This window comes from Geobacter benzoatilyticus (assembly GCF_017338855.1).
Lineage (GTDB): Bacteria > Desulfobacterota > Desulfuromonadia > Geobacterales > Geobacteraceae > Geobacter > Geobacter benzoatilyticus.
Genome location: NZ_CP071382.1, coordinates 649,946 through 674,960, shown reverse-complemented (window position 1 = coordinate 674,960; position 25,015 = coordinate 649,946). Strand labels below are relative to the sequence as shown.

The following is a 25,015-nucleotide window of genomic DNA, read 5'->3' as shown; positions in this document are numbered from 1 at the left end:
ATTGCGACCCGGGAATCGTCAACGATCCCCGGGCTGCGGTGTGTCCCGAGCTATGGCCGCTTTCCAGGGGTGAAACGTATATGGTCAGTCTTACAATCGACGGGAAGGACATCTCGGTAGCCAAGGGAAGCACCATTCTTGAGGCGGCAGCACAGCTCGGCATCACCATACCGACTCTTTGCTGGCTCAAGAAGGTTTCACCCACAGGTGCCTGCCGTGTCTGCGCGGTGGAGGTTGAGGGTGTTGACCGGCCCATGACCGCCTGCAATACGCCAGTGAAGGATGGGCTCAAGGTAACAACCCAGTCTGAGAATCTGTCCCGGACCCGTCAGAAGATAATGGAGCTGATGCTGGTCAACCACCCACTTGATTGTCCCGTCTGCGACGCCGGTGGCGAGTGCGATCTCCAGAACTCCTGTTATGGCCTCGGGGCTTCCCGTCAGGAATATTCGGCACTGCTCGAGCGGCGTGAAATTCGCTATGACTGGCCTCTGATCGAGAGTGACCCCAATCGCTGCATCCTCTGTGAGAAATGCGTCAAGGTTGACCACGAGGTGGTGGGGTGCAATGCCATTGCCGTAGTGAACCGCGGTGAGGCTACTGTAATCGATACAGTGGACGGCAAGCCTCTCAACTGCGAATTTTGCGGCAACTGCGTCGATGCCTGCCCCACCGGTACCCTGATCAGCAAGCCCTTCAAGTTCCGGGGCCGGCCGTGGGCATTTACGACAACAAAGAGTGTCTGCGCATTTTGCTCAACTGGTTGCCAAATCGAGTATCGCACCCGCAATGGCCGTGTCGAGCGGGTAACCGGTGACGATGAGTCATACAACAGCGGCAATCTGTGCATCAACGGCCGTTTCGGATACAGCTACGTGAACTCCACGGAGCGGCTCGTTCAACCCATGGTGCGTGGGGAGAAAGTCGACTGGAACGTTGCCATGGGGGCTGCCGCAACTGGGCTGAAGGATGTCATAGCCAAGTATGGACCGGATGCAGTCGCCGGTTTCGGCTCACCCAGGGTTACCAATGAGGAAAACTTCCTCTTTCAAAAACTTTTCCGTGGTGCAATGGGGAGTGGAAACATCGACTCTGAGGCGCGTCTCGGCTTTGCAACGGCACAGCGGGTGCTCCGGGAACGGGTTGGCCTTCGGGGTGCCAGTACAACCATTGACGCCATTGACCGTGCCGGCGCCGTTCTCGTGTTCGGTTGTGATTTGAACGCCGAGGCGACCGGTATTGAGTATCGGGTGATAAAGGCTGTCACCAAGAACGATGCAAAACTTGTTCTTGCAAATATGCGGGATGTCAAGCTGAAGAAATTTGCCAACAGTCATCTCAAATACCGGCCCGGGAGTGAGCTTGCCGTCATAAACGCCCTTACCCGGATTGTGCTTGACGAAGGGCTGCAGGACAATGACTTCGTTGCAAGCCGCATTGCCAATCTGCCGGAACTGGTATCTTCCCTCAGCGCTGTATCGGTTGCCGACGCGGCTGCTGCTGCCGGTATGGCGGAAGGGGAACTTCGCGCGGCCGCCCGTCTGCTCGGCAAGAAAAAGAGTGTAGCCGTACTGTTCGGCGCCGATCTGATGCGGATCAACGGGGCGGAGAAGGCGGTGAATGCCCTGGTTAACCTCGCCCTCGTCCTTGGGGCGCTGGGCAAAGATGCCGGAGGCCTTTTCCCCGTCTACGAGAAGACCAATATCCGCGGGCTCCTCGATATGGGGGTTGCGCCGGACATGCTTCCAGGGTATGTGGCTGCCCCTGCTAAAGGTAAAGATGTCTGGCAGATTATCGAGGGGATAGAGCAGGGAGCCATAAAGGCGCTCTATCTGATGGGCTGCGATCCGGTTGCTTCTTTCCCCGAGGGTGAGCGGATTCGCGCTGCTCTTGGCAAACTGGAGCTTTTAATTGTCCAGGATCCGTTCCCTGGCGAGTCGATGAAACTGGCCCAGGTTGTATTCCCTGCTTCAGTTGCAGCAGAGAAGAGCGGAACGTTCACCACCATCGACGGTCGTATCCAATCCCTCGGCAAGGCTGCCAACCCTCCCGGTGAAGCCCGCGAGGACTGGGACATACTGACTGAACTCTATAACCGGCTTGCGGGTGAGAGTCGCTCTGTTTCACCGGCGCTGATCATGCAGGAGATTGCTGAACTGGTTCCCTGTTACGGCGCCGATGTTGTCCTGCCCGCTGCTTTCCCTGTTTCCGGCCCTGTTTCCCTGGTTCCGGCGGCTGATTCAGGTGCAGCACAGTCCGGACAGGCCCCCGTGCTCCTTGCCGGTGCAATTCTTTACCACAGTGGAACAACCACGGTATGGTCAAAGAATAACCTCGAGGTGGCTCCAGCCGGTTATGTGGAGATTCATCCGGAAGATGCCGCAAAGCTCGGCGTTGCTGACGGTTCCGGGGTGCGGATTTCCGCCGGCGGCGTGAGTGTGACCGGTCCGGCGAAGGTGTCAGGCAATGTGCAGCCGGGCCTTCTGTTTGCGCCTTCCCATTTCAGGACTATGAATGTGAACGCTCTCCTTGCAAGGAATGCCGGGATGGTACAGGTAAAGGTGGAAAAGGCGTAACGAACAGTTTCACATTTCCCATAAGCACGAAACCCCGCCGTATGATCCGGCGGGGTTTTTTTGTGCGTACGCCTGGATCGTGCCCGGCAATCTTGTCGCCATCCGCACCGAACTTTACAGGGGAGTGCTATCTGGTGCGGTTGTTTTTGAGGTAGGTGGTGACAGCGGCGTTATGCTCGTCGAGGTTGGTGGAAAAGTGGTGTGTGCCGTCTTTTTTTGACACGAAATACAGGTAATTGGTGCGAACCGGATTTATGGCGGCCTCCAGGGCTCCCTTGCCTGGATTACCTATGGGGCCGGGGGGAAGGCCGGGAATGAGATAGGTGTTGTAGGGGGTGGTGCGTCCGATGTCATGCTTGGTCACGTTGCCGGCGAACGCTCTTACCCCGTAAACGGCGGTAGGGTCGCTCTGGAGTCGCATGCCCCCGGCAAGCCGGTTGTGAAATACCGAAGAGATGAGAGGCCGCTCTTCTGCTACCACAGCCTCTTTCTCGATGAGAGAGGCCAGGGTAACCACCTGGGTGCGCGTCATGCCGGAACGCTGTGCCGCATCAGCAAAACAGTCGTCATATATTTTGCTGAACTGGGCTGCCATGGCCCGGATGAGATCCACCTCGTCCATGGCGCGAGCTACATTGTATGTGCTGGGGAAAAGATATCCTTCGACACTGTTCCCATCAATGCCCAATTCGGCCAGCAGCTTTGGGTCCTTGGCTGCTTTAAGGAATCTCTCTTTGGCGAAAAGATGCTGACTCTCCAGTAGTTCGGCGATCTGATGGATCGAGTATCCTTCGGGGACCGTGAACCTGCGTGTATAAACCTCACCGCTCACCATTCTGCGAAGGATTTCCGATGGGCGCATCCCGTTGTTGAATTGATATTCTCCAGCTTGCAGTTTGCCGGAGACCCCCTTGATGCGAATGTGGAATACAAAGAGGCGGGCGCTGGAAAGGATTCCTTCCCGTTCCATGTCAGCGGCGACCTGCGAGATTGATTCTCCCTTTTGGAAGTCAATTATCCGTACGGTCCTGCCATCCCCGGCGGGAAGGGCGAGGAAGAGAAGATAGCGGGCGGTGGGTGCCAGAAGCAGAAGCAGTGCAATGGCAAGCGCGGCGATAATGCGGCGGTCTCTCAGCATGGAAAAACCCGGGGGCGGTGCGCCACCATTGCTTGAGGGCTGATCATTTGGCGGGATGGATTCGTCCATGGGCGCAGGGTTGATGCTGAAGGCGCGTCAGGCTTTGAAACGGTTTTCCGTTCCAGCCCTGAGTCGTGCGATATTATCGCGGTGTTTGAAGATGACGATGGAAGCGATCACCACGGTCACTGCAACCAGTGGAGGGCGTCCATCCAGAAAAGCCACCAGGGGGGGCATTGCCGCTGCGGCGATGATGGAGCCGAGAGAGATGTAGCGCGATGCGACGACAACGGCAATGAAAATACCAAGTGATATCAGAACCGCAAGGGGTGATATGCCGAGAAAGACGCCGAGGGCCGTGGCCACGCCCTTTCCACCCTTGAAGGCAAGGAATATCGAGTAGACATGGCCCAGGAAGGCCGCCAGACCCGCAAGGGCTATCCACAGGTCGGCCATCCCCAGGTATTTGGCGGCAATTATCGGGAGAAACCCCTTGAGGCAGTCTCCCGCCAGGGTGGCGATACCCACGGAGCGGCCCAGGGTACGGTACACGTTGGTGGCGCCGATGTTGCCGCTGCCGGTGGTCCGGATGTCGACGCCGGCGGCTTTGGCAAGCAGTAATCCCGTTGGTATTGAGCCGAGTAGGTACGCTGCGGCCAGCAGAAGGATTTCGTTAAGCATGTAAAACTCCGACACGATATGAAAACGCCGGGCATAGTAACCTATTTTGTTGCCGGCGGCAAGAATGCGGCGTTACTTTGTCCCCTTCCGGTAGACGAAGACGGCGGCCACCAGGAACATGGTGTCGCGGAAAATGGCGGTCCAGGCCGTGGTCTTATCCCCCCCCTGCTTGAAGCATCCGCAATCGATGTCGAGTCCCCGTGCTACCGTGGAGAAAAGAAGAATGATAAAAAATGCGTTCATGAGGGCCACCAGGGCGGCAGCGCTCCGGGTTCGCCACCCGGTGACGAGCAGTGCCCCGCAGATGACTTCGATCCATGGCAGGATTGCCGCTGCGAGGTAGTTTCCCGCATAGGGAAGTACCTGGTAGTTGGCGATGCTGCCGGCAAAAGCAGCGGGGGTTAGGATCTTGATGATCCCCGCGTAGAGGAAAAGTGCCCCGAGGCCAACCCTGAGCACGGCGGTAAGGTGCTTCTTGACAGGGTCCATTATTGGTCCCCCTTCGCTACGGGATGGCCCGCATCCTGCCACTCGGGGAACCCCCCCTCGTAGACGAATACCTGACCGAAGCCCGCTGCCAGAAGTTTTTCGCCCAGGAGCCTGCTGTCGTGGCAGTCATAGCCGCCGCAATACACGATGACTAACCTGTCCTTTGGGGTGCGTTCTGCAAAGGGAGGGACGAGGCCGTCGGCCTCACCCACTGGAAGGGACAGGGCGCCTTTGATGTGCCCCTTGCGGAAGGTTTCACGATCACGGGCGTCGATTATGACAGCCTCGCCGGTTTCGAATAGTTCCTTCACCTGCATGAGGCCAAGGGGAAGCGGTGTTGCACCTGCGGCAGAGGATGCCGGGGGAGTTGCTGTTGCCGCTTGAGGCGTCTGGACCCCTTGTTCCAGGATTACTCCCCGGAGAACCCGGTAGTTCCAGGCGATGCCGATTATAGCTGCGATGACGATGATCGTCGCCATTTCGGCGGCGAGACGCTTCAGGTCCGTCTTCATGGGTGCTGCCGCTCCTCTGTTCATTAGTCGTAGTGGATGACCGTGGCCTTTTCCAGCGTAATCATCCCGCCGTTCATCATGGCATCGATCTTCGGCATGATTGCGTCGAACCGTTCCTGGGAATCGACCACTTCCACAACAATGGGGAGGTCGGCGGAAAGGCGCAGAAGCTTGTCGGTGTGGTAGACGCTGCGGGCGCCGAATCCCGCCACTCCGCGCAGTACGGTGGCTCCGGCAAACCCCTCCCGGCGAAAGAGTTCCACGAGGGCTTCGTGGAGGGGGGTACGGCCATGCCGGTCGCTTTCACCGATGAAGATGCGCATGAGAACCTGTTCGCCGATGAGTTTGGACATGGTGCCTCCCGTTACAGGTGCCGCGCGGTCGCTATCCCCGCCCAAGTGCAGGCGAGGCAGACCAGGACGCTGACAACTACGTTTACGGCCGCGGTGACGAACTCGCCATCTTCAAGCAGCCGGAAGGTTTCATAGCTGAAGGTTGAGAAGGTGGTGAGCCCCCCCAGGAAACCGATGGTGAGCCCGACCCGGATTTCCTGCGGGATTAGGGTGGTGCGGAGTCCGAACTCCATGATGAGGCCGATGAGGAAGGCTCCCACAACGTTCACCGCCATGGTTCCGTAAGGAAAGCCCCGGCCGGCCAGGGCATAGACCCAACCGGAGAGGATGTAGCGGGCAAGGCAGCCGAGGGCGCCGAAGATGGCTATGGAGGCAACGGTCAGCATACGATGTTCAGATCCCCCCGACGATCTTCCAGCCGTCCGTTTCCCGGCGGAGCCGGATTGCTTCCTCGCCGGTAATCTCCAGGGGGTTTCCTTTTACGGTGACTTTCATTGCGTAGCGGCCGGTTACGGTGGCTTCGCCGCCACTTGCCGATACGGTGCGGCTGAGAGAGCGATATGAGACGGGGCCGAAATCAGAAAGTGTTTTGGCCAGTTCGGCGCGCTTTTCCCGGCAATCTATCCCTTTATCCTGGTAGCCGGGGGATATGAGCGATGCGTATAGGCTTGCGTCCGCCGTGGCAAGGGCCTGTTCCCGCAGCCGCATTACCTCCTCGACCGTCCGGCTTTCGGTTGAGCAACCGGCAAGCGCAAGGGTGAGCAGGAGCGGAAGCAGGGGGCGCATCAGTAATTCTTGTCCAGGAACTTCCGGGCCTCGTTTACGTATTTGCTAGTCCGGTATTCGGCGAAGAGTTGCTGGAAAGCGTCGCGCCCCTTTGCCTTCTCGCCGGTGCGGATGTAGGCTGACCCCAGATAGAAGAGGGTTTCGTCATTGATCGGAGACTTGGGATACTTTTTCAAGGTCTCTTCCAGGCGCTTCACCGCTGCACTGTACTTCTCCGTCCGATAGTAAAAGCGTCCGACGTAGACTTCGTACTCCACCTGCTTCATGCGGCAGACTTCCAGCTTGTTCCGCACGTCCTCTGCATATTCGGAGGAGGGATAGAGCCGCAGGAAGGATTCAAACAGGGTCACAGCGTTGGAAACCGGCGTCTGGTCGGTGTCGATGCCGGTTATCTGCTCGTAGTGGCTGAGGGCCTGGCGGTAGAGGGCATAGGGGGCCTGCTCGTGGTTGGGGTGGAGCTTGCGGAATTCCTCGTAGGAAGCGGCCGCCTCGATGTAGTCCTTGTTGTCGAACTGGGCATCGGCAATCTTGATTTCGGCCTGGGTGGTCAGCTCCGGTGATGCATAGCTCTCCCGCACCTTCCGCCACTGGGCGATGGCGTCCTCGTAGCGGCCGGAGGTCTGGAAATCCTCGGCAGCCTTGGCCATGGAGTCGGGGTTGCGGCTGACCGCGTCGGGCGATGTTGCGCAGCCGGCGGCCACAAGGGCAAGGAGGCTCAGTAAGCAGTAGAGAAAGGGTCGCTGGATACGGTTCATGGGGGTCCCGCCTTCCGTCTGGTATCAGGGAAAAAGTAGTGAAATCCCCCGATAAAGTCAACGCAAAGTTCCATCCCGCCCCCGAAAGGGCGGGATGGTGTGGTGTTATTTCCGCTTGCGCCGGTTCGGGTCGAGCTCTTTCTTTCGGAGCCGGATTGACTGGGGGGTCACTTCCACCAGCTCATCGTCGTCTATGAACTCCAGGGCCTGCTCCAGGGTCAGGTTGCGGGGCGGGGTGAGCTTGATGGCGTCATCGGAGCCAGAGGCACGGACGTTGGTGAGCTTTTTGCCCTTGCAGGGGTTTACGTCAAGGTCGTTGTCCTTGGCGTGCTGGCCGATGATCATCCCGCCGTAGACCTCGACGCCCGCCCCGATGAAGAGGATGCCGCGGGGCTGGAGGGCATCAAGGGAGTAGGCGGTGGTTTCGCCGTTCTCCATGGCGATGAGAACCCCGTTCTTGCGTCCCGGGATGTCACCCTTGTAGGGGGCGTAATCGTGGAAAGTATGGGTCATGACGGCCGTGCCGCGGGTTTCGGTGAGGAGCTCGCCCCGGAGGCCGATGAGTCCACGGGCCGGCACGATGAATTCCAGCCTGATGGTTTCGCCCATGGGCTGCATGGAGGTCATCTCCCCTTTGCGGGGGCCCATCTTTTCGATGATTGCCCCCTGGAACTCGGAGGGAACGTCCACCACCAGGTACTCCATCGGCTCCATCTTCTTCCCGTCGATTTCACGGAGGATGACCTCGGGCTTGGAGACCGCCATCTCGAACCCTTCGCGGCGCATGTTCTCGATGAGGATGGAGAGGTGGAGCTCGCCCCGGCCGGAAACCTTGAAGGTGTCGGCGTTGCCGGTATCCTCAACCCGCAGTGACACGTTGGTCCGCAACTCTTTGTCGAGCCGGTCGCGGATGTTGCGGGAGGTGACGAATTTACCCTCCTTGCCGGCGAAGGGAGATGAGTTGACGATGAAGTTCATGGAGATGGTCGGCTCGTCGATGGAGACGTAGGGGAGGGCCACCGGATTGTCGGCGGCAGCCAGGGTCTCGCCGATACCCACTTCGTCGAATCCGGCCACGGTGACGATGTCGCCGGTGCACGCTTCCGGAACCTCCACCTGCTTGAGCCCCTCGTAGCCCAGGAGCTTTGAGATGCGGCTCCTGACGATGCTTCCGTCGCGGCGCACCAGCGCCACGGTTTCGCCGCTCTTGACGCTGCCGTTGAAGACCTTGCCCGTGGCGATGCGGCCGATATAGTCATTGTAATCGATGTTGGTGACCAGCAGTTGGAACGGTAATTTGGGATCGCCTGAGGGGGGGCGGACATTGGATTCCACCACGGCGAAGAGGGGTTCCATGCTGGTGGAGTCGGAGGCGAGGTCCAGTTTGGCGAAGCCGAGCTTGGCGCTGGTGTAGACGATGGGGAAATCCAGCTGCTCGTCGTTGGCGTTCAGCTCGCAGAAGAGATCGAAGACCATGTCGACAACTTCGTCGGGACGGGCGCCGGGGCGGTCGATCTTGTTGATTACGACGATGGGCTTCAGGCCAAGATCAAGAGACTTCTTGAGAACGAAGCGGGTCTGGGGCATGGGGCCGTCCAGGGCATCCACCAGCAGCAGCACCGAGTCCACCATCTTGAGGACCCGCTCCACCTCGCCGCCGAAGTCGGCGTGGCCCGGGGTGTCGATGATGTTGATCTTGTAGCGGCCGTGGTGCACCGACAGGTTCTTGGCGAGGATGGTGATCCCCCGCTCCTTCTCCAGGTCGTTGCTGTCCATGACCCGTTCGGTGATTGCTTCGTTTTCGCGGAAAACCCCCGCGTGCTTCAGCATGGCGTCCACGAGGGTTGTCTTGCCGTGGTCGACGTGTGCTATGATGGCGATGTTTCTGATCCGTTCTTGCATGGGTGGTGCGTGCTCCTTCTGCCGTGTGCGGCGATAGATTCAAGTGTGTGGTGGTAAATGAAAAAGACGAGCGGCGGCTCGTCGTAAAAAACGGTACAGTATCGCAATGTTCAGGCTAAAAAACAAGTTAAATCTGGTTTCCGGGGTTGCCCTCCATGGATGATTCGTGGCATGTATGTTGCTTTTCATAGAGACGTCAGATCATCCGAGGGTATACCCATGTGGATCATAAAAGATTTTATACGTACCTTCAGGGCGGGTGCGGCAAGTGGCGACAGGCCAATCCTGTCCGCCATGTTTGCTCTTCTCGTTCTCTCCATCACCCTTATTGCCTACGGACTCGCCAAGTGACTGGACCTGCTGGCCAAAAGACCATGAAAATGAAACCTGTCGCCGCCGTTATCCTTTGTCTGCTGCTCCTTCCCGGCATCGCCGCCGCGTCACGGCGGCTGCCGGTGGATGGAGGCAGTGTCACCTCCGGCATCGGCTGGCGGATCGATCCTTTCGGCAGTGGCCGAATGACCTATCATCGTGGTGTCGATATTGCCGTCCCCCAGGGGACTCCCGTTTACCCAACCCAGCGGGGCACCGTTACCTTCGCCGGGTCTTACAAGGGGTATGGGAACCTTGTGGCGGTGGACCACGGCAATGGCTATGTGACCCTATACGGCCATAATTCGACGATTCGCGTTACGCCCGGCCAGGCCGTGGACACGGAAACCGTTCTGGCCCTGGCCGGGAGCACTGGCCGCTCCACCGGCCCCCATGTCCATTATGAGGTGCGGCAGTATCCCGGCTATGGCGGCAGGGCGCTGGAGCTTCCTGAGGCGCAGTTGACGGCCATGGCGGATGGGAAGGACAACGCCCTGGACGAGGATCATGCTGCCGGCAAGGGTGATGGTGAAGAAGAAACCGTCGAGGAAGAGGTTCCCCTGCACCCCCTGGCCGGGCTGGCCCTGCCGGGGGGTGATGAGCTTCCTTAGGTGGGGCTGCCGGAGGAACGCGGATAAAGGAAGGCCCCGGTCAGAAGGCTGACCGCCGGGGAGGGAACGGTTTCACCGGGCGATGGTCTTGAACAGGGCGGAAAAGTCCTCGTCGCCGAAGCCGTCACTCCTGGCCCCCTTGAAGAGTTCGTTGGCGGCGGCCGAGGCCACCAGAGGTTGCCCCGCCCGGTCGCCCAGGGCAACCGCCAGTCGCATATCTTTTTGCATATGCTTCAGGGGGAAGGCGGGCGCGAAATTCCCCTCCCGGATGAGCCCCCCCTTCAGGGCGAACATGGGGTTTGCCATGGCGCCGGCGCCTATAACGTCGAGGATGGCGTCCGCGGCGAGTCCCGCCTTTTCTCCCAGGGCCAGCCCCTCGCAGAACACGGCCATCATCCCCCCCATGACCATGTTCACCACCAGCTTCATCTCGGCTCCTTTCCCCACGTCGCCGAGATGGAGGACCTTTTTCCCCATCTTCTCGAAGCCCGGCAGCGCCTCGTCGTAGAGGGACCGATCGCCGGCGGCCAGGATGATGAGGGTGCCGTCCTCGGCCGGCTTCTTGCTCCCCGATACCGGCGCCTCCAGGAAACGTCCCCCCTTGGCCACCACCGCCACGCCGATTTTTTGGGATGTGGCCGGGTCCACAGTGGACATGTCCACGTAGCCGCGCCCTTCGCCGATTCCCTCCAGCACCCCGTGCTTGCCGAAGCAGACCTCCTCCGCCGCAGCCGGGTCCGCCAGCATGGCGAAGGTAACCGGGCAGGATGCAGCCACCTCCGCAGGTGTGGACGCCTGTTCCGCCCCCAGAGCCACCAGTTCCTCCGTCTTCGCGGCGGAGCGGTTCCAGACTGTCACTGAAAAGCCCGCCTTCAGAAGATTCTTCGCCATGGCGCTTCCCATGATGCCGAGGCCGATGAAGCCGAATTTCTGCATGGATTACCTCCGTTTTCTTTTTAGGCCAACCGTGCCCAGCGCCACTGCCGGACCGAATTGATGAGGTAGATATCTTCGGCCCGCTCCAGTTCCTCGCGGGTGATGACCCGCTCGCGCACCTGGCCCAGGGCCAGGATTTCCTCCCGGAAGGTGCCGGGGAGGAGCCCGGATTTCAGGGGCGGGGTTACCAGGGTGCCGCCGATGCGGGCCACCACGTTGGCGGTGGTTGCCTCGGTCACCTCTCCCCGCTCGTTCAATAAGATCACGTCGTCGCAGTCGGGGCGAAGCTCCCGCTCTTGCACATGGAGGGGGCGATGGGTGGTTTTGTGGTAGAGGAACGGGTTGCTGGAGTCGACTTTCCCGGAGGCGAAGCCGACGATCATCGTTTCAACCCCTTCCGGCGGCGGCAGCGGCTCGGTTTCGATGGTGAAGGCCCCCCGGCGGTTGAGCAGGAGCCGCACCTTGTGCTTCCCGACAAGGCTGCCGGTCCGGTGGGTCAGGACGGTGTTGATGGAGCCGAGGCGGATGTTGAAGCCGAAATAGGCGGCCGAGCGGAAAAGCCTAGCAAGGTGCCGATCCAGAAGGAAGCAACCCTTGTCCTCTTCGTAGAGCAAAGTTTCCACCAACTGGAAATCGGGGAGGCGCGTGCGGGCAAAACGGGCCTTGGCGAGACACTCCCGGTACTCGTCCTCATCTCGCGAGCCGATGGTGACGCCGCTTCCGATCCCCAGTTCCCCGGCACCCGTTTCGGTGTCGATTACCACGGTGCGGATGGCGACGCTGAAGGTCATCTCGCCTCCGGGCGATACATGGCCGATGCAGCCGGTGTAGACTCCCCGTGGTGAATCCTCCAGTTCCCGGATGATTTCCATGCTTCGCATTTTTGGCGCGCCGGTGATGGAGCCGCAGGGAAAGAGGGCACGGAACAACTCCGGCAGGTCCACGTCCTTCCGCATTCGGGCCGAGATGGTGGAGGTCATCTGGTGTACCGTGTCCAGGGTCTCCACCGCGAAGAGGTTGTCCACCCGCACCGATCCGGTTTCGGCCACCATCCCCAGATCGTTGCGCAGGAGATCCACGATCATCAGGTTCTCGGCCCGCTCCTTCTCGTCCTCGGCAAGGCGCGCCTTGATCTGCTCGTCCTCGCTGCGCCAGCGTCCCCGGGGGGCGGTCCCCTTCATGGGGCGGCAGGTGAGGGTGCCGTGGCGCAGTTCAAAGAAGAGCTCGGGGGAGGCAGACAATATCTGGAAGCGACCCATGTCCAAATGGGCGCAGAAGGGGGCCTTCTGGGCCCGGCAGAGGTCGCCGAAGTAGGCGCCGGGGTCTCCCGTGAAGGCGAAGCGCCGGCGGAAGGTGAAGTTCACCTGGTAGGTGTCGCCGGCGGCGATATATTCCCGGATGCGTCCGATGGCCTCACGGTAGGTTTCAGGCGAGAGGCCGGGCTCCCAGCCGGCGGTTCCGTAAGCCGTTTCGCACATCTCGGCGTCGCGGATGCGCGGGGGGAGGCCGAAGCGTTTCTCGAACAGTCCGAACCAGAGGAGCGGCAGGGGGCCGGGGGGGTGCGTGGCAAGGCCGGTGCCGAGCCCCGCGGCTGCCTCGTAGGAGACAAAGCCCGCTGCGTGGAGCCCCTTGGACACAGCCTCCTCGATTCGCCTGAGGGCCGGGATCACCTCCTCGGAGGTGTGGGCGGTGATTTCCTCCACGAGCCCTTCGAAGCGGTACGAGGCCGGGTGGTGTTCCGGAGCGAAAGAAACGAGGGTGACAGATGGGGTCCCGCTCATGGCGCACCTGCCCTGCAGAACTCCACAACCGGGCATTCCCGGCAAAGTGGCTGCACCGTGCCGTCGCACCCCTCCGAAATCCCCAGGTGGCAGAGGGGGAAATCGTACTTCACCGGGTCGGCCGGGTCCAGTTGCCGGAGGGCCGCCGTAATTTCCCTGGCCATGCGCCAATCGGCCTGTTTGCGCTTCGTGAATCCCAGGTGGCGGCAGATCCGCTGGATGTGGGCATCAACGGGAATTACCAGCTGGCTCGGGGAAACCCCCTTCCATATCCCCAGGTCGATGCCGTCGGCGGGGCGGACCATCCAGCGCAGGTACATGCAGAGCCGCTTGCAGGCGCTCCCCGATGCGGGTGAGGGGAAGAAAAAGGAGAAGTAGGAATCGGCCGGGATGGCGTCGGTGCCGAAAACCGGCGAGTAATCGAAGGCGAGAACGGCAGCGCTGAACTCCGTGAGGGATGAGGTGATGTCCACGGCATGGGGGTCGTGGCACCCCAGGAAGAAATCGCCGATGGTGTCCGCCTCTTCGATCATGGTCCGGGCTGCCAGGAAGAGGGCGCAGAGGTCGCGGCCGTCATTAAAGCGGTGCTTGAATCCGGCGAAGCGCCGCAGCCCCTCCTGGGGCTCGAACCGCTCCACGAACCGCCGGGGCGACGGCCCCGTGAGGGCGAAGACCTCTCCCAGGTTCCGGAGGATGATCTTCACGTTGCCGTAGGCGAGGCACGACGCCACGAGCCCTGCGATCTCCCGGTCCTCGGGTGCCCCGAAGCGGTGGCAGAAGGAGAGGGGGTCGTTCGCCAGGTGCCGCGTCGAGCGGGATGCGTAGAGGTTGTCGAGGACGGCCTTGATATCCAACGGTCAGCTCCGGTCAGGAGTGTATACGGAAAGCCATCATGGTACACCACGACGGCGGGAAGCGCCAAATGGAAAAACAGGTGTTGGGAGCCAGAAGCATTTCTCCCGGATTTACAACTTCTGCTTCATTGCAATTATGCTTTTGATGGCATAATATTATGGCAGGAGGTGCGCCATGAAAACCGTGTCAATGCACAATTTTCACCTTCCCCTGCCTGCTGACGTCTATGAGGGGCTCAGGGACGCGGCCCGTCGGCTCAGTGTCCCCGCCACCCAGCTTGCCCGGCAGGCGGTGGAAGAGTGGGTGAGACAACAGCGGGTCAATGCCGTCCATGAAGAGCTGGCCTCCTATGCCCAAGCCCACGCCGGCACCGCTGCCGACCTGGACGAAACCCTGGAAGGGGCTGCAATAGAGCACCTTGTCAACGGGGAGGAGAAGCCGTGAAGCGGGGCGACGTGTACTGGGCCGATCTGGTTCCCAGGTCCGGTTCGGAACAGACCGGCCGGCGTCCCGTGGTCATCATCTCCCACAATGCCTTCAATCAGACCCCCGGTTGGCGCTCCGTCATCGTTGTCCCCCTTTCCACCTCGCCGCGTCAGGCCGGCCGCGGACCCACCGTGGTGCCGATCGGCAAGGGGAAGGGTGGACTCTCGAAGGATTCTGCGGCCCTCTGCCACCAGATAACCACCCTGGATCGAAGTAAGCTGACTGAGTTCATCGGAGAGCTCCCTCTCCCGCTTATGACGAAGATCGAAGAAGGGACCATGATTGCCGTGGGGATTATACCCCGGTAGACTTTGGGCTCTCCAGGATGAAGGTCACCGGCCCGTCGTTCACCAGGTGCACCTTCATATCCGCCTGGAAGATCCCCGTGGCCGTGGGGATGCCGGTTTCCCGCACGAAATCGACGAAACGATCATAGAGCCGCTTCCCCTCGTCGGGTGGGGCCGCAGTGTCGAAGGAGGGGCGGCGCCCCTTGGCGCAGTTCCCCGCCAGGGTGAACTGGGACACGGCCAAAATCCCACCGGCCACCTCCCGCACCGACAGGTTCATCTTTCCCGCCTCGTCCTCGAAGATCCGCAGTCCGGCGATTTTCTCCGCCAGCCACGCCGCATCCCGCTCCGAGTCCCCCTTCTCCACCCCGAGAAGGACCAGGATCCCCCGGCCCATGGCCCCCACGGTCTCGCCGTCCACCACCACCCGCGCCTCGCTTGCCCGCTGGATTACCGCCTTCATGCCCCGAATACCTGTGCCAGTGCGGCTCGGTAGGCGCTTTCAGCCTCGGCCCCGAAGGGGGTGAAGATCACCCGCTCCAGTTCCGGATAGCGCTCCAGTGCCGCCTTGGTTTCCTCCAGGGCGATGGCGCACGCCTCCTCCAGGGGGTAGCCGTAGACCCCGCAGCTTATGGCCGGAAACGCGACGGACGCGAGGCCGGCCCCGTGGGCCACCTCGAAGGAGCGGCGGTAGCAGCTCCGCAGAAGCCCCGGCTCACCCTTCGCCCCCCCGTGCCACACCGGCCCCACCGTGTGGATCACGTGCTTCGCCGGCAACCGGTACCCTTTCGTTATCTTGGCATCTCCCGTGGCGCAGCCGTTCAGGGTCCGGCACTCCGCCAGCAGTTCCGGCCCCGCGGCCCGGTGGATGGCGCCGTCCACCCCGCCACCGCCCAGGAGCGAATTGTTGGCCGCGTTCACAATGGCGTCCACCGCCAGCTTCGTGATATCCCCCGGTATGATCTCGATCTTTTCCGTCATGGCGCTACCTCCGTGGCAATGGCTTGCCGGACAATTCTACAGCCGATCGAGGGGACTTTCCACCCCTTTGCCGCCCCGGTTCAGCACATGGGTGTAGATCATTGTCGTCTGCACATCCTTGTGGCCGAGCAACTCCTGTACCGTGCGGATATCGTACCCCGATTGAAGCAGATGCGTCGCGAAGGAGTGGCGCAGCGTGTGGGGCGTGGCCGGCTTGGCCAGATCCGCATCCCGCACCGCCTGGCGGATGGCCCGCTGGATACCCTTCTCGTCCGCGTGGTGACGGCGTGTCACGCCGGTCCGCGGGTCCGCCGACAACTGCTTTGACGGGAAAATGTACTGCCACCCCCATTCCCGGCCCGCGTTCGGGTACTTTTTCCCGAGGGCGTGGGGGAGGTGGACCTCGCCGAAGCCGGCCCGCAGGTCCTCATCGTGGAGCCGCTTCACCACTGCCAGATGGTCCCGCAGTGGCGCCGCAACCGCTTGAGGAAGCATGGTGATCCGGTCCTTCGCCCCCTTTCCCTCCCGGACGATGATCTCGCGCCGCTCGAAATCCACATCCTTCACCCGCAGGCGCACCGTCTCCATAAGGCGCATGCCGGTGCCGTACATCAGCCGCCCCATCAGCGCATGGGTCCCCGGCAGCCGGGAGAGGAGCGCCTGAACCTCGTTCACCGTCAGCACCACCGGCAGGCGCTGGGGCTTTTTCGCCTGTTCGACATCGTCCAGCCACGGGAGTTCGGTGTCGAGCACTTCACGGTAGAGAAAGAGAAGCGCAGCCTTTGCCTGATTCTGGGTCGAGGCCGAGACGTTGTGCTTCACCGCCAGGTGAGACAGAAACGCCTCTACCTCCTCCTTTCCCATCTCGGCGGGGTGGCGTTTGTTGTGGAAGAGGATGTAGCGCTTCGCCCATTCGGTGTAGGTATTCTCGGTGCGGAGGCTGTAGTGCTTCAGCCGGATTCTGGTGCGAAGCAGGTCAAGGAGGCGGGGTTTTTCCGGTTCGGTGGTGGTGGCGTTTTTCCCCGTGTTGATAGGGCGCATTTTGCTGTCCAATGATGAGTAGAATTGGTTAATTAGCTTGACGTAAGGCCGCTTTATACACCATACTGGCGCAAAATTCCACGCCTTTTAGGGTGTCCAATTTACGTTGGGGTTCTATTAGTAGAGGTAGGAGCACTAGAGCTTACAGGGGAAGTATATTTGATTGGTTATCATTTATGTATCTGAAGGAGGTCCATGTGAAATTCCATCTTTTGGCTTTTATCTGTTTAGTTTTATTAAACCTTGCTACTCATGCCAATGCGACAACGATAACCATTACTCAAACTGGGACGGCATCGGCTGGTGCTGTGGCTGGTAACGAGTGGTATCCAGAAATAAGCTTCACCATAACAGGGGTAGGGGACACCGCAAACAGGGTACTTGATGGAACAGCCTATTCAATTACGAATGATCACGCATACATCACATTTGAAGGGCTCGGGACATTCGAGTTCCTCGAACCGACACGATACTTTGTGCAGAACAACGGATCGATCGTCGGATTCGGCAAGATCGGTCAATACCTTAATCCTGACCTTTATGATGGGCCGGTAGCCGCTGAATTTGCAACTTGGGATATGTTGTCCTCGATCGGCCCAATAAGTGGATGGGGAGGACTGGCTCAATGGTGGAGCGGATTGCAAACCGATCGGGGTATCGTGATGTTCCCCCACCAATATAGTCCCACAACCTTTCAAGAGAGGTGGCCCCGCCGGACAGGACAGTTTGGCGGCGGGGATAAGGTGGAAAGCCTCCATGGTCATGCCGCCATTTTGAAGGGGCGGCCGGCGTAGCCAGGCCGCGGTTTTTGCCAATATGCCTCATCCGGTGTTCTGTCGTCCAGACTGGAGTGAGGACGGTTTGTGTTGTAGTAGTCGATCCAGCGCTTGAGACCTTGTCGCAGCTCGCTGCCGGTCTCATAGGCATGCAGATAGATGCACTCGTACTTCAGGGAGCGCCACAGCCTTTCGATCATGACGTTGTCCATCCAGCGCCCCTTGCCGTCCATGGAAATCTTGATGTCGGCATCCTTGAGCGCCCCGGTAAACGCGTCGCTGGTGAACTGGCTTCCCTGATCGGTGTTGAAAATCTCGGGCTTGCCATAGCGGAACATGGCATCTTCGAGCGCTGCCACACAGAAGTCGGCATCCATGGTGTTGGACAGCCGCCATGACAAAACCTTGCGACTGGCCCAGTCCATGATTGCCACCAGATAGAGAAAGCCGCGTCGTAGCGGGATGTAGCTGATATCGGCACACCAGACGTGGTTGGGACGATCGATCGTCAGACCACGCAGCAGATAAGGATAGACCTTGTGCTGCGGATGCGGCTGTGAGGTCTTCGGCTTCTGATAAATGGCCGACAAACCCATTACCTGTATCAGGCGGCCGATCCGCTTGCGATTGACCGCATGGCCATGCCGACGCAGGTGCCGCGTCATCTGTCGGGCTCCGTACCACGGCGTATCAAGATACTGTTCGTCGATCAGCCGCATCAGTTCCAGGTTTAGCGGCGATTCGCCCACCGGTTGGTAGTAGTATGTCGACCGATTGATCGAGAGCAGTTTGCATTGTTTGGCTATGCTGAGTCGGCCATGGCCGGGCTCGACCAGGCTTTTCCTTCGAGCGAGACTCAGCGAATGCGTCCGAAGGCTTTGGCTAAAAAATCGCGCTCCACTGTCAGTTGCCCGATTTTGGCGTGCAGATCCTTAATCTGGGCCTCGTCTGACTTGCTGCTTCGCTCCTTGGCACCGGAAAAGGCAGCTGCCATGTTCTCAATGGCTTGTCGCTTCCAGGTGGTAATCATGTTGGGATGCAGTTCGTAGCGACTGGCCAATTCGTTGATGGTCTGCTCACCACGAATCGCCTCAAGGGCAATCTTGGCTTTGAATTCGGCTGAATAGCGTTTCCGTCGGGTTGTGCTCACGGGTGTACCTCCGTCGTCAGTCTGCGGCTGTCCACCTTATCACACTGTCCGAATTCCGGGGACCACCTCTCAAGCAGTAGTTGGAGACCCTACTCCTGTACCTGAACCGTCCACCTTGCTCCTCGTCATAGCAGGCTCAATTGGTTTTATTGCGCATCGGATAAAAACATGGGGTCAAGTAATAGGGTAGCTCTAGCGGGTACTTCCAAGGGATCGTCGCTTACGCGCAAGCCCATGAAGCCTGACTTGGGCAATATGGTTATCAATGATGAGCAAAGTTCGAACCTATAATGCAGGTCATCATAATTTTTTCGATGATTTGGCTCTATTTCTTAGTTCGCTCGCTTCAAGTCTGGTGACTATTGAGGCGTTTAGGATGGGGGGGCAAACGAAGGCAGTATCAGACCCCAAGTATTACATGCAGTTCGAAGCGTGTACCCTTCCAATAAAGCTAACTTGGTATCCCCAAGCTACGTTAATGGCTATTGCCGCAAATGCTTGGCCCAATGAGATCGAACTCCATGAGGACGCTATTCACCCGCGCTATCCTACATTTGGGGTGGGTTCCAGGGGAGCCAAGAACCTTCACGCACTTTCCTTGCAAGCCAGCTTTATTCGTTTTTTCGAAAGCTACAAAGGGCGAGTTTCAGCGCAGTTCGGCTCCGACCCTATGCAATGGCCAAACGAGTGGAACTTTGCACGGATCATAAGAAACGCATTTGCTCATGACGGTGTAATCACATTTGCAAACCCAAATGCTTCGGCAGTCGAGTGGCGAGGCATTAAATATGGTCCTACTGCCCAGGGCCGGCAAGTGATATTTCAAGACATGTCATTTGTTGAAATTTTGGTGTTAATGGAGGACATGAATGCTCATTTGTAGAAGGTTGCTATGTCCTCATGACTACAAAGCCTAAAAGGTAGTTTCACGCGGGCGGCTATTGAATCAAGTGAATATTACAGAGCGTTTTCCCAACCCGTACTTCCAGGGGACCGTCGCTATCGCGCCGGCCCCTGAAGCCTGACGTTAGGTTTCAAGGAGGATATCAATGGTTCATCTATTCAAGATAGAGACAAATTGCCTCGGTGAGTTTCGGATGGGCGTCTGCGGGCATGGCCTCTCAGTCATATGTCGTAATGGACGTTTCTCCGCTCTCAGAGACGTCATCGTCTTTGCATCTTCGGACCCCGATTCCCCTCCAGTTGCAACCGATCTATCTACAGACGATAGGTACTTGGTGGTGAATGGAGAATTTGCAACGTATGTGTTTGACTTGGACGAAATGAAAATATCGCTTTATCGAGCAACGGTCCATGGTGACGAGGGTGTGTGGTGCGAGGAAAACCCAATTCAAGGAAAAGAGGTGGCCCACTTTAATACCCAATCTGGCCGACACTACTATATTCAGTTCCCTTTCGTTGGCGACGCCGAATTCAATAACGTATGGAGCCAATACTTGGCAAAAAGACTAGTGCAAATTAGCGCTATGAAAAACGAAACCTAACGGCTCAATCAACTCGGACTGGCTTACTGTGCGCTGAATTTCACCAGTTCCTCAGTCGTCAGTTGGCAGGTTAGTCAGGCAGCACCACTCCGGTGTCGCCAGCCGGTTATCTCGTGAACGTTGGGGTGGTAAATCAATAAAGCATGTACATTATAGGTCATTATGAACGTTGTTGAAAAAAATTATAATGGCAAAGTAAAGTTAAATGATAGTAAAAATAGGGTTTTAGCTAATAGATTACTTCAAAATGCTAGTCTGTTGGCTGGTATTACATGGTTGATTTATAATGTAGTAACAAAATATCATTACAATAATAGATTTGAGTTTTATGAAATATATATTCTTCCGCAGTCAATAGCACTAATTGTTTCTATTGTGGTGTATTACGCTTTAAATTATGCTTTGTACAAAATGTATGGGAGTTCAAAAGTCAATATTGATATTAAAGTTACAAACAAAATCGCTATTGTTTTTGATAGCACGATAAGAGCATTAACTTTGTTTGTTATTGCGTATGCTTTGTCAGCTTATATTTTTATATTTTGGTCAAATTTTGTAATCAGATAACATTATAACATTCCCCAACGGGTACTTCCAGGGGACCGTCGCTATCGCGCCGGCCCCTGAAGCCCAACGTTGGTAGAAATATGAATGACAGTATTAGTATGATCGAAATATTTAAGGCGCTTTTGACTCCGACCATTGCCGTACTGGGGATCTATATTGCTATTCAGCAGTACAGGTTGGCAAAGGAAAAGCATAGAATTGAAATATATGACCGAAGAATGAAAATTTACACAACAGTGATGGAATTTGTAAGAAATGCTAAACGGAATTTTACAATCAATGAAGATAATTATTACGAATTCGATAAAGGGATAGCAGAAGCCGAATTTCTATTCGGAAAAGAAGTAGTCGCTTTATTGGAAGACATGAGCAATGTCGCGTTTGACATCTTAATGACGCGTAACAAAAATGATTTCCAGGAGGCACCTACCAAGCTGACCACTGCAAATCTGAGACATGCAGAGATTATAGAGAGTTTTCTGGAATTTGAGTTTCGTGTCAAAGACCTTTTCAGCCCATACCTCCGCCTCCCTGGTGTCAACGGCAATCGAAAATTGACCCACCTTACCGGTTGATCGGAAATTGAAAAATGACCCACCTTCCTGGGTTAATCATCAATCTGAGGTGTCGGTAGTTGCTGTCCGAGAATGCCAGCGCGTCGCTTCTCTTTCAGTCGATAGCTGTCGCCCCTGATCTGGATAACGTGGGAGTGGTGCAGCAGCCGGTCGAGCATGGCTGATGTCAGTGCCGTATTGCCGCCGAAAGCCTGTTCCCATTCTCCGAAACTCAGGTTCGAGGTGAGAATGACGGACCCGGTCTCGTACCTTTTGGCGATTACCTGGAAGAACAGGTTCGCCTGCGTTTCGCTGAACGGGAGGTACCCAATCTCATCAATGATGAGCAGTCTCGGCCCCAGGACACTGCGCCGCATTACTTCCTTGTACCGCCCCTGCCGCTGGGCGCTTTCGAGTTGCAGCATCAGATCGGCGGCGGAGATGAAGCGCACCTTCACGCCGCACTGGGTTGCCCGATAGCCGAGCGCGATGGCGAGATGAGTCTTGCCGGTGCCGCTGGGCCCGAGCAGGATTACATTCTCCCGGCGCTCTAAAAACGCCATCGCCGACAGGTCCAGGATTCGCTGCTTCGGGGCTCCGGTGGCGAACTCAAAGTCATAATCCTCGAGGGTCTTGATCGCGGGAAAGCCGGCGAGCTTTGCCATTGTGTGGCGTGAGCGGCCTTGCCGGACCTCGTTCTCGGCCTTGAGGACCTGTTCGAGGTAGTCGATGTAGGAGGACTCCTGCTTTGCCGCGGCATCGGCAAGGTCGGCGTACACATCGGTCACCGCCAGAAACTTCAAGTCGTCGCAGAGAGTAACCATGCGCTGGTGCTGGATGTCGCTCATAGCCGCCCCTCCTGAAGGATCTGCTCATAAAAGGAGGCTGGGCGCTGAAGCGGGATCACCGGCCACGGCATTGGAGTGATGATTTCCGGCTTGCCCGGCTCGACCGCAACCCTTGGCGGCAACGACAGCATCGCCGGTCGCTCTATTTCGAGCCGATCGCAGGGCCGCTCGCCGGTTTCGCCATGGATGCGGCAGTTGGCTACGTCCTTAAGCCAGTTTCGGACCTCGATGTTCGCGGTCGCTACATCGAGGGTTAATCCTGCCTGCTTCAGGCGCGAGACCAGCGGGTAGTAGAAGCTGTACCGCAGGTAGCGGTTGAACCGTTCTACCTTCCCCTTGGTCTTGGCCCGGTACGGCTTGCACAGCCTGGGGATGAACCCGAAATGCTTGGCGGTGTCCCACAGGCCGGAGTGGAAGCGGTGGTTACCCTCACCGAAGGCGTTTCGCTCCAGCACGACGGTCTTCATGTTGTCATAGAGCACTTCGCGCGGGACGCCGCCGAAGAAGGAGAATGCCATCTCGTGGCACTCCCGAAGGACGTCGAACGCCTGGCTGGTGGTGAAGATGACGAACGAATCCCGGCTGAAACCTAGAGTTCCCACGAACGCGTACAGCGGGTGCTTCCCCTTGCGCAGTTCGCACCAATCAGCTTGCATCTGCTTGCCGGGCTCCGTTTCGAACCGGACAACGGGTTCCGGCGTGACGCGGGAATACAGTGTCGCCAAAAACGTTCTGACGGTGCGTTCGCAGCCCTCGTAGCCAAGGCTTTTGATCTCCCGAGCAAGCACCGGAGCGGGAATCCGATGCGGCAGCGCCGCCTTTACCCGCTCTTCGAGAAACGCTTTAAATGGGTCAAGCTTCCCCGGTCGCTTCACCCGTTCTTTGTAACGGGGATCGGCGGTCGACCTGAGAAACTTTCTGACCGTGTTTCGGCATAGCCCGGTGATCCGCGAGATCTCACGAATGCTCTTGCCCTGCTTCTTGAGAATTCTGACTTCCATACACTCTTCCTTTCCGATCATGCCGACCCTCCAGGTCGGCTAGGTTATCAGGAAGAGTGGGTCAATTTTCAATTTCCGAAGTGGGTCATTTTTACATTGCCGCTAACACCCTGTTTCGCAAGTAAGAAATCCAGCACCATATAAGGACCCCATTGCAGACTCAATCCCTGAAGAGAAAATTGAGGGAGAAGAAGATATCACCTTTTGAATCGGCTCCAACTCACACTTCCAGGGGACCGTCGCTATCGCGCCGGCCCCTGAAGCCTGACGTTGGGGTTCGATAGGAAGAATGGCAAGAAAAAACTACACCACCATTCTGGTCGTTCAAGCGTTGGCTGGAATCACTTTTGTGGTAGCAGCTTGGAAATCAGATCGTGCGCTAGACAAAAGCGGAATTGGAGACCCAGAGAGATTCACCTTCTGGAACGAGATAGCTGGCATATCATTCAATGTATTTATAATCGCGTGGTTAATCGGCGTATCAATTTTGCTTTTCAATCACTTCAACTCACGAAAAAGTCATGAACCGAAACAATTATGGCAACAATCAAATCGTGGCGTATGGCTGCCACCGCTTTTACTGTTCATTGGTTGGCTGGTTTGCATCCTTTGAAGTCAATTCACACACAGCCTAGCCCCAACGGGTACTTCCAGGGGACTGTCGCTATCGCGCCAGCCCCTGAAGCCTGACGTTGGGAAGGAATCACAATGACATCTTCTCCACACACAGATAGAGAATACGCTTACTTTTGTGTAACTGGTTATGGAGACTATACGCTAATTACTGAGCGAATTGGGCTTGAGCCGTCAGAAGCATGGAATGCTGGCGAGCCGCGCCGGCGTGTCCCTGGTAACTACCCTTGCACAAAATGGATTTACAAAAGTGGACTCAAAGACACACATCCAATGACAGTGCACATTGAAGCGTTATTAGATGCGTTAGACCAACGAGCGCAAGAAATACGTTCACTTGCACCAGACTACGACTTAATCATAGTTTGTGTTGGCGAATATCCCAGTTCACAACATGGGTTCCATCTGACGAAATCAATGATTCAGAGAGCGGCGTATTTGGGTATTGAATTCGACTTTGATATGTATTTCGTATCAAATGAAGAACACATCAGTTAGTAGGAGCATTCCCAACGGGTACTTCCAGGGGACTGTCGCTACCGCGCCAGCCCCTGAAGCCCAACGTTAGGGTATCAAAAAAGAGGAGATTTTATGTCTGGTTACAGTCAACTGACCGAATCTGAAAAAAATTATGTCAAACGTCATCCGGTCAACGCATACAAAATCGGGGAATGCAAGAATATGGCTGTAGCCGAAACCAGAAAGAGGTTTGGGCATAATGGTCGAAATGACAAGAGTGATGCTTTCAGACATTGTTATTGGTCTGCCCTGCTGGCCCGTGAAATCGGATATCAGCAAGCAATTGAATTCACAACATTGCATGAGTCTCAGCCGGGAAACGACCTGAAAGAAAAGGCGATGGACCTTCATAACAACAGGGCAGGTGCCGATATCGGAAGAAATGGAGGCGCCGACGAAATGCTTGCCTTGAAATGCATGGAGGCATTGAAAAAAGGCAGGCTAATACACTACTGAGGAAAATATGAAAAAATCATTACTACTCATAACATCCTTTCTAGCTATTCTGTTTGGTGCATCATGCACAGCAAACAACAAGATTGAGTCTCTCCGCCGATTGGGTGCTGAAGAATTCAGCAGCGACAAGTGGTCGAAAGCAGATGAGATCGGCAGGGGAAAGATGATCTATGACTTTATAACTAAAAACCAACCTATTACCAGCAAAGACAGAGGTTTTGTTATCAGTCAACTCGGCGAAAGCACTGGATATCATGACTACGATACCTACCCTGCCTATTATGTCGGCCCCAAGCCACCCAAGTCGGAAGCGAAAGCCTATTTAGTTGCTTTTATAATCGACCATAATACGGGCAAGATCAAAGACATATATATCGAACCTGAAATCAAGTGAGGTTCCAACGGGTACTTCCAGGGGACCGTCGCTATCGCGCCAACCCCTGAAATCTGACGTTGGGGTAGTT

At 57.3% G+C, this 25,015-nt stretch carries 33 protein-coding genes; 15 read left to right on the top strand and 18 right to left on the bottom strand.

Translation table 11 applies throughout. The features are described from left to right. Positions 1 to 80: 80 nt before the first annotated feature. Complete coding sequence (locus JZM60_RS03195; protein WP_207164080.1) at positions 81 to 2,576, top strand: molybdopterin-dependent oxidoreductase; 2,496 nt, start codon at positions 81 to 83, stop codon at positions 2,574 to 2,576. Between the two features lie 127 nt (positions 2,577 to 2,703). Here the strand turns inward: JZM60_RS03195 and mltG are convergent, their stop codons facing one another. From mltG to typA, 9 genes are all read right to left on the bottom strand, one after another. Then, positions 2,704 to 3,714: an endolytic transglycosylase MltG gene (gene mltG / locus JZM60_RS03190; RefSeq protein ID WP_241426356.1), complete on the bottom strand. Its 1,011-nt coding sequence runs from the start codon at positions 3,712 to 3,714 to the stop codon at positions 2,704 to 2,706. 96 nt (positions 3,715 to 3,810) lie between these two features. Further along, entirely contained in the window at positions 3,811 to 4,395 is a 585-nt protein-coding gene (plsY, locus tag JZM60_RS03185; RefSeq protein WP_207164078.1) for a glycerol-3-phosphate 1-O-acyltransferase PlsY, read from the bottom strand. Positions 4,396 to 4,467: 72 nt separating this feature from the next. Next, on the bottom strand, positions 4,468 to 4,884 hold the full coding sequence (locus JZM60_RS03180) for a DoxX family protein (protein WP_207164077.1): 417 nt from the start codon (positions 4,882 to 4,884) through the stop codon (positions 4,468 to 4,470). Then, positions 4,884 to 5,396: a rhodanese-like domain-containing protein gene (locus JZM60_RS03175; RefSeq protein WP_207164076.1), complete on the bottom strand. Its 513-nt coding sequence runs from the start codon at positions 5,394 to 5,396 to the stop codon at positions 4,884 to 4,886. The genes JZM60_RS03180 and JZM60_RS03175 overlap by 1 nt, the downstream gene beginning before the upstream one ends. A gap of 23 nt (positions 5,397 to 5,419) precedes the next feature. After that, positions 5,420 to 5,749 carry a DUF190 domain-containing protein gene (locus tag JZM60_RS03170; protein ID WP_207164075.1) on the bottom strand — a complete coding sequence of 110 codons (330 nt, stop codon included), beginning with the start codon at positions 5,747 to 5,749 and terminating at the stop codon, positions 5,420 to 5,422. Between the two features lie 11 nt (positions 5,750 to 5,760). Further along, positions 5,761 to 6,135: a fluoride efflux transporter CrcB gene (gene crcB, locus JZM60_RS03165; RefSeq protein WP_207164074.1), complete on the bottom strand. Its 375-nt coding sequence runs from the start codon at positions 6,133 to 6,135 to the stop codon at positions 5,761 to 5,763. 7 nt (positions 6,136 to 6,142) lie between these two features. Next, positions 6,143 to 6,535 carry a nuclear transport factor 2 family protein gene (locus tag JZM60_RS03160; protein ID WP_207164073.1) on the bottom strand — a complete coding sequence of 131 codons (393 nt, stop codon included), beginning with the start codon at positions 6,533 to 6,535 and terminating at the stop codon, positions 6,143 to 6,145. Continuing rightward, positions 6,535 to 7,290 (bottom strand): outer membrane protein assembly factor BamD, encoded by a 756-nt coding sequence (locus JZM60_RS03155; RefSeq protein WP_207164072.1) that lies wholly within the window; start codon positions 7,288 to 7,290, stop codon positions 6,535 to 6,537. Before JZM60_RS03155 ends, JZM60_RS03160 begins: the two co-directional genes overlap by 1 nt. Positions 7,291 to 7,395: 105 nt before the next feature. Further along, a complete protein-coding gene (typA, locus tag JZM60_RS03150; RefSeq protein ID WP_207164071.1) occupies positions 7,396 to 9,192 on the bottom strand; it encodes a translational GTPase TypA in 1,797 nt (598 codons plus the stop codon). A gap of 219 nt (positions 9,193 to 9,411) precedes the next feature. On the opposite strand from typA, the gene JZM60_RS16835 reads away from it, so the two are divergent. Next, positions 9,412 to 9,543, top strand: a complete 132-nt coding sequence (locus JZM60_RS16835) for a hypothetical protein (RefSeq protein WP_277603780.1) — start codon at positions 9,412 to 9,414, stop codon at positions 9,541 to 9,543. A gap of 23 nt (positions 9,544 to 9,566) precedes the next feature. Next, on the top strand, positions 9,567 to 10,175 hold the full coding sequence (locus JZM60_RS03145; protein WP_277603779.1) for a M23 family metallopeptidase: 609 nt from the start codon (positions 9,567 to 9,569) through the stop codon (positions 10,173 to 10,175). 72 nt (positions 10,176 to 10,247) lie between these two features. Here JZM60_RS03145 and JZM60_RS03140 read toward each other — a convergent pair whose 3' ends face one another. The 3 genes from JZM60_RS03140 to JZM60_RS03130 are packed head-to-tail and all read right to left on the bottom strand — an operon-like array spanning position 10,248 to position 13,746. Further along, positions 10,248 to 11,111, bottom strand: a complete 864-nt coding sequence (locus JZM60_RS03140) for an NAD(P)-dependent oxidoreductase (protein ID WP_207164070.1) — start codon at positions 11,109 to 11,111, stop codon at positions 10,248 to 10,250. 20 nt (positions 11,112 to 11,131) lie between these two features. After that, the gene (gene pabB, locus JZM60_RS03135) at positions 11,132 to 12,892 is read right to left on the bottom strand and encodes an aminodeoxychorismate synthase component I (protein ID WP_207164069.1); all 1,761 of its coding nucleotides are present in this window, start codon (positions 12,890 to 12,892) and stop codon (positions 11,132 to 11,134) included. Next, entirely contained in the window at positions 12,889 to 13,746 is an 858-nt protein-coding gene (locus JZM60_RS03130; RefSeq protein ID WP_207164068.1) for a TIGR02757 family protein, read from the bottom strand. The genes pabB and JZM60_RS03130 overlap by 4 nt, the downstream gene beginning before the upstream one ends. Positions 13,747 to 13,921: 175 nt before the next feature. Between JZM60_RS03130 and JZM60_RS03125 the strand changes: the two genes are divergently transcribed. Beyond that, the gene (locus JZM60_RS03125; RefSeq protein WP_207164067.1) at positions 13,922 to 14,191 is read left to right on the top strand and encodes a type 2 periplasmic-binding domain-containing protein; all 270 of its coding nucleotides are present in this window, start codon (positions 13,922 to 13,924) and stop codon (positions 14,189 to 14,191) included. After that, the gene (locus tag JZM60_RS03120) at positions 14,188 to 14,541 is read left to right on the top strand and encodes a type II toxin-antitoxin system PemK/MazF family toxin (protein ID WP_207164066.1); all 354 of its coding nucleotides are present in this window, start codon (positions 14,188 to 14,190) and stop codon (positions 14,539 to 14,541) included. The genes JZM60_RS03125 and JZM60_RS03120 overlap by 4 nt, the downstream gene beginning before the upstream one ends. Here the strand turns inward: JZM60_RS03120 and dtd are convergent. The 3 genes from dtd to JZM60_RS03105 are packed head-to-tail and all read right to left on the bottom strand — an operon-like array spanning position 14,528 to position 16,542. Further along, positions 14,528 to 14,983, bottom strand: a complete 456-nt coding sequence (gene dtd / locus JZM60_RS03115; RefSeq protein ID WP_207164065.1) for a D-aminoacyl-tRNA deacylase — start codon at positions 14,981 to 14,983, stop codon at positions 14,528 to 14,530. The genes JZM60_RS03120 and dtd overlap by 14 nt on opposite strands. Beyond that, on the bottom strand, positions 14,980 to 15,501 hold the full coding sequence (locus tag JZM60_RS03110) for an O-acetyl-ADP-ribose deacetylase (RefSeq protein ID WP_207164064.1): 522 nt from the start codon (positions 15,499 to 15,501) through the stop codon (positions 14,980 to 14,982). Before JZM60_RS03110 ends, dtd begins: the two co-directional genes overlap by 4 nt. A gap of 36 nt (positions 15,502 to 15,537) precedes the next feature. After that, entirely contained in the window at positions 15,538 to 16,542 is a 1,005-nt protein-coding gene (locus JZM60_RS03105) for an integron integrase (RefSeq protein WP_207164063.1), read from the bottom strand. A 197-nt stretch (positions 16,543 to 16,739) separates the two neighbouring features. On the opposite strand from JZM60_RS03105, the gene JZM60_RS03100 reads away from it, so the two are divergent. Beyond that, on the top strand, positions 16,740 to 17,336 hold the full coding sequence (locus tag JZM60_RS03100) for a hypothetical protein (protein ID WP_207164062.1): 597 nt from the start codon (positions 16,740 to 16,742) through the stop codon (positions 17,334 to 17,336). Here JZM60_RS03100 and JZM60_RS03095 read toward each other — a convergent pair. Next, positions 17,303 to 18,468, bottom strand: a protein-coding gene (locus tag JZM60_RS03095) for an IS3 family transposase (protein WP_420907825.1) whose coding sequence is annotated in 2 segments (ribosomal slippage) — positions 17,303 to 18,210 and positions 18,210 to 18,468 — 1,167 coding nt in all. Because the reading frame shifts where the segments join, the coding sequence is not laid out codon by codon here. The two genes, JZM60_RS03100 and JZM60_RS03095, sit on opposite strands and share 34 nt — an antisense overlap. Between JZM60_RS03095 and JZM60_RS16915 the strand changes: the two genes are divergently transcribed. The 5 genes from JZM60_RS16915 to JZM60_RS03070 all read left to right on the top strand — a co-directional run bounded on the left by JZM60_RS16915 (position 18,461) and on the right by JZM60_RS03070 (position 21,115). After that, entirely contained in the window at positions 18,461 to 18,658 is a 198-nt protein-coding gene (locus JZM60_RS16915) for a PEP-CTERM sorting domain-containing protein (RefSeq protein ID WP_207164061.1), read from the top strand. The genes JZM60_RS03095 and JZM60_RS16915 overlap by 8 nt on opposite strands. A gap of 75 nt (positions 18,659 to 18,733) precedes the next feature. Further along, on the top strand, positions 18,734 to 19,351 hold the full coding sequence (locus JZM60_RS03085; RefSeq protein WP_207164060.1) for a hypothetical protein: 618 nt from the start codon (positions 18,734 to 18,736) through the stop codon (positions 19,349 to 19,351). Positions 19,352 to 19,517: 166 nt separating this feature from the next. Continuing rightward, the gene (locus JZM60_RS03080; protein WP_207164059.1) at positions 19,518 to 19,973 is read left to right on the top strand and encodes a hypothetical protein; all 456 of its coding nucleotides are present in this window, start codon (positions 19,518 to 19,520) and stop codon (positions 19,971 to 19,973) included. A 162-nt stretch (positions 19,974 to 20,135) separates the two neighbouring features. Next, entirely contained in the window at positions 20,136 to 20,540 is a 405-nt protein-coding gene (locus JZM60_RS03075; protein ID WP_207164058.1) for a hypothetical protein, read from the top strand. Positions 20,541 to 20,638: 98 nt separating this feature from the next. After that, positions 20,639 to 21,115, top strand: coding sequence for a hypothetical protein (locus tag JZM60_RS03070; RefSeq protein ID WP_207164057.1), 477 nt, complete (start codon positions 20,639 to 20,641; stop codon positions 21,113 to 21,115). Between the two features lie 32 nt (positions 21,116 to 21,147). On the opposite strand, the gene istB is transcribed toward JZM60_RS03070, so the two are convergent. Further along, complete coding sequence (gene istB, locus JZM60_RS03065; RefSeq protein WP_207163103.1) at positions 21,148 to 21,942, bottom strand: IS21-like element ISGme4 family helper ATPase IstB; 795 nt, start codon at positions 21,940 to 21,942, stop codon at positions 21,148 to 21,150. After that, the gene (istA, locus tag JZM60_RS03060; RefSeq protein ID WP_207163102.1) at positions 21,939 to 22,964 is read right to left on the bottom strand and encodes an IS21 family transposase; all 1,026 of its coding nucleotides are present in this window, start codon (positions 22,962 to 22,964) and stop codon (positions 21,939 to 21,941) included. Before istA ends, istB begins: the two co-directional genes overlap by 4 nt. Positions 22,965 to 23,232: 268 nt before the next feature. Between istA and JZM60_RS03055 the strand changes: the two genes are divergently transcribed. The 4 genes from JZM60_RS03055 (at position 23,233) to JZM60_RS03040 (ending at position 24,945) form a co-directional block, all read left to right on the top strand. Next, positions 23,233 to 23,556, top strand: a complete 324-nt coding sequence (locus JZM60_RS03055) for a hypothetical protein (RefSeq protein ID WP_207164056.1) — start codon at positions 23,233 to 23,235, stop codon at positions 23,554 to 23,556. Positions 23,557 to 23,651: 95 nt separating this feature from the next. Continuing rightward, a complete protein-coding gene (locus JZM60_RS03050; protein WP_207164055.1) occupies positions 23,652 to 24,074 on the top strand; it encodes a DUF4279 domain-containing protein in 423 nt (140 codons plus the stop codon). Between the two features lie 93 nt (positions 24,075 to 24,167). Beyond that, positions 24,168 to 24,551: a DUF6973 domain-containing protein gene (locus JZM60_RS03045; protein ID WP_207164054.1), complete on the top strand. Its 384-nt coding sequence runs from the start codon at positions 24,168 to 24,170 to the stop codon at positions 24,549 to 24,551. A 7-nt stretch (positions 24,552 to 24,558) separates the two neighbouring features. Beyond that, the gene (locus tag JZM60_RS03040; protein WP_207164053.1) at positions 24,559 to 24,945 is read left to right on the top strand and encodes a hypothetical protein; all 387 of its coding nucleotides are present in this window, start codon (positions 24,559 to 24,561) and stop codon (positions 24,943 to 24,945) included. Positions 24,946 to 25,015 lie beyond the last annotated feature (70 nt).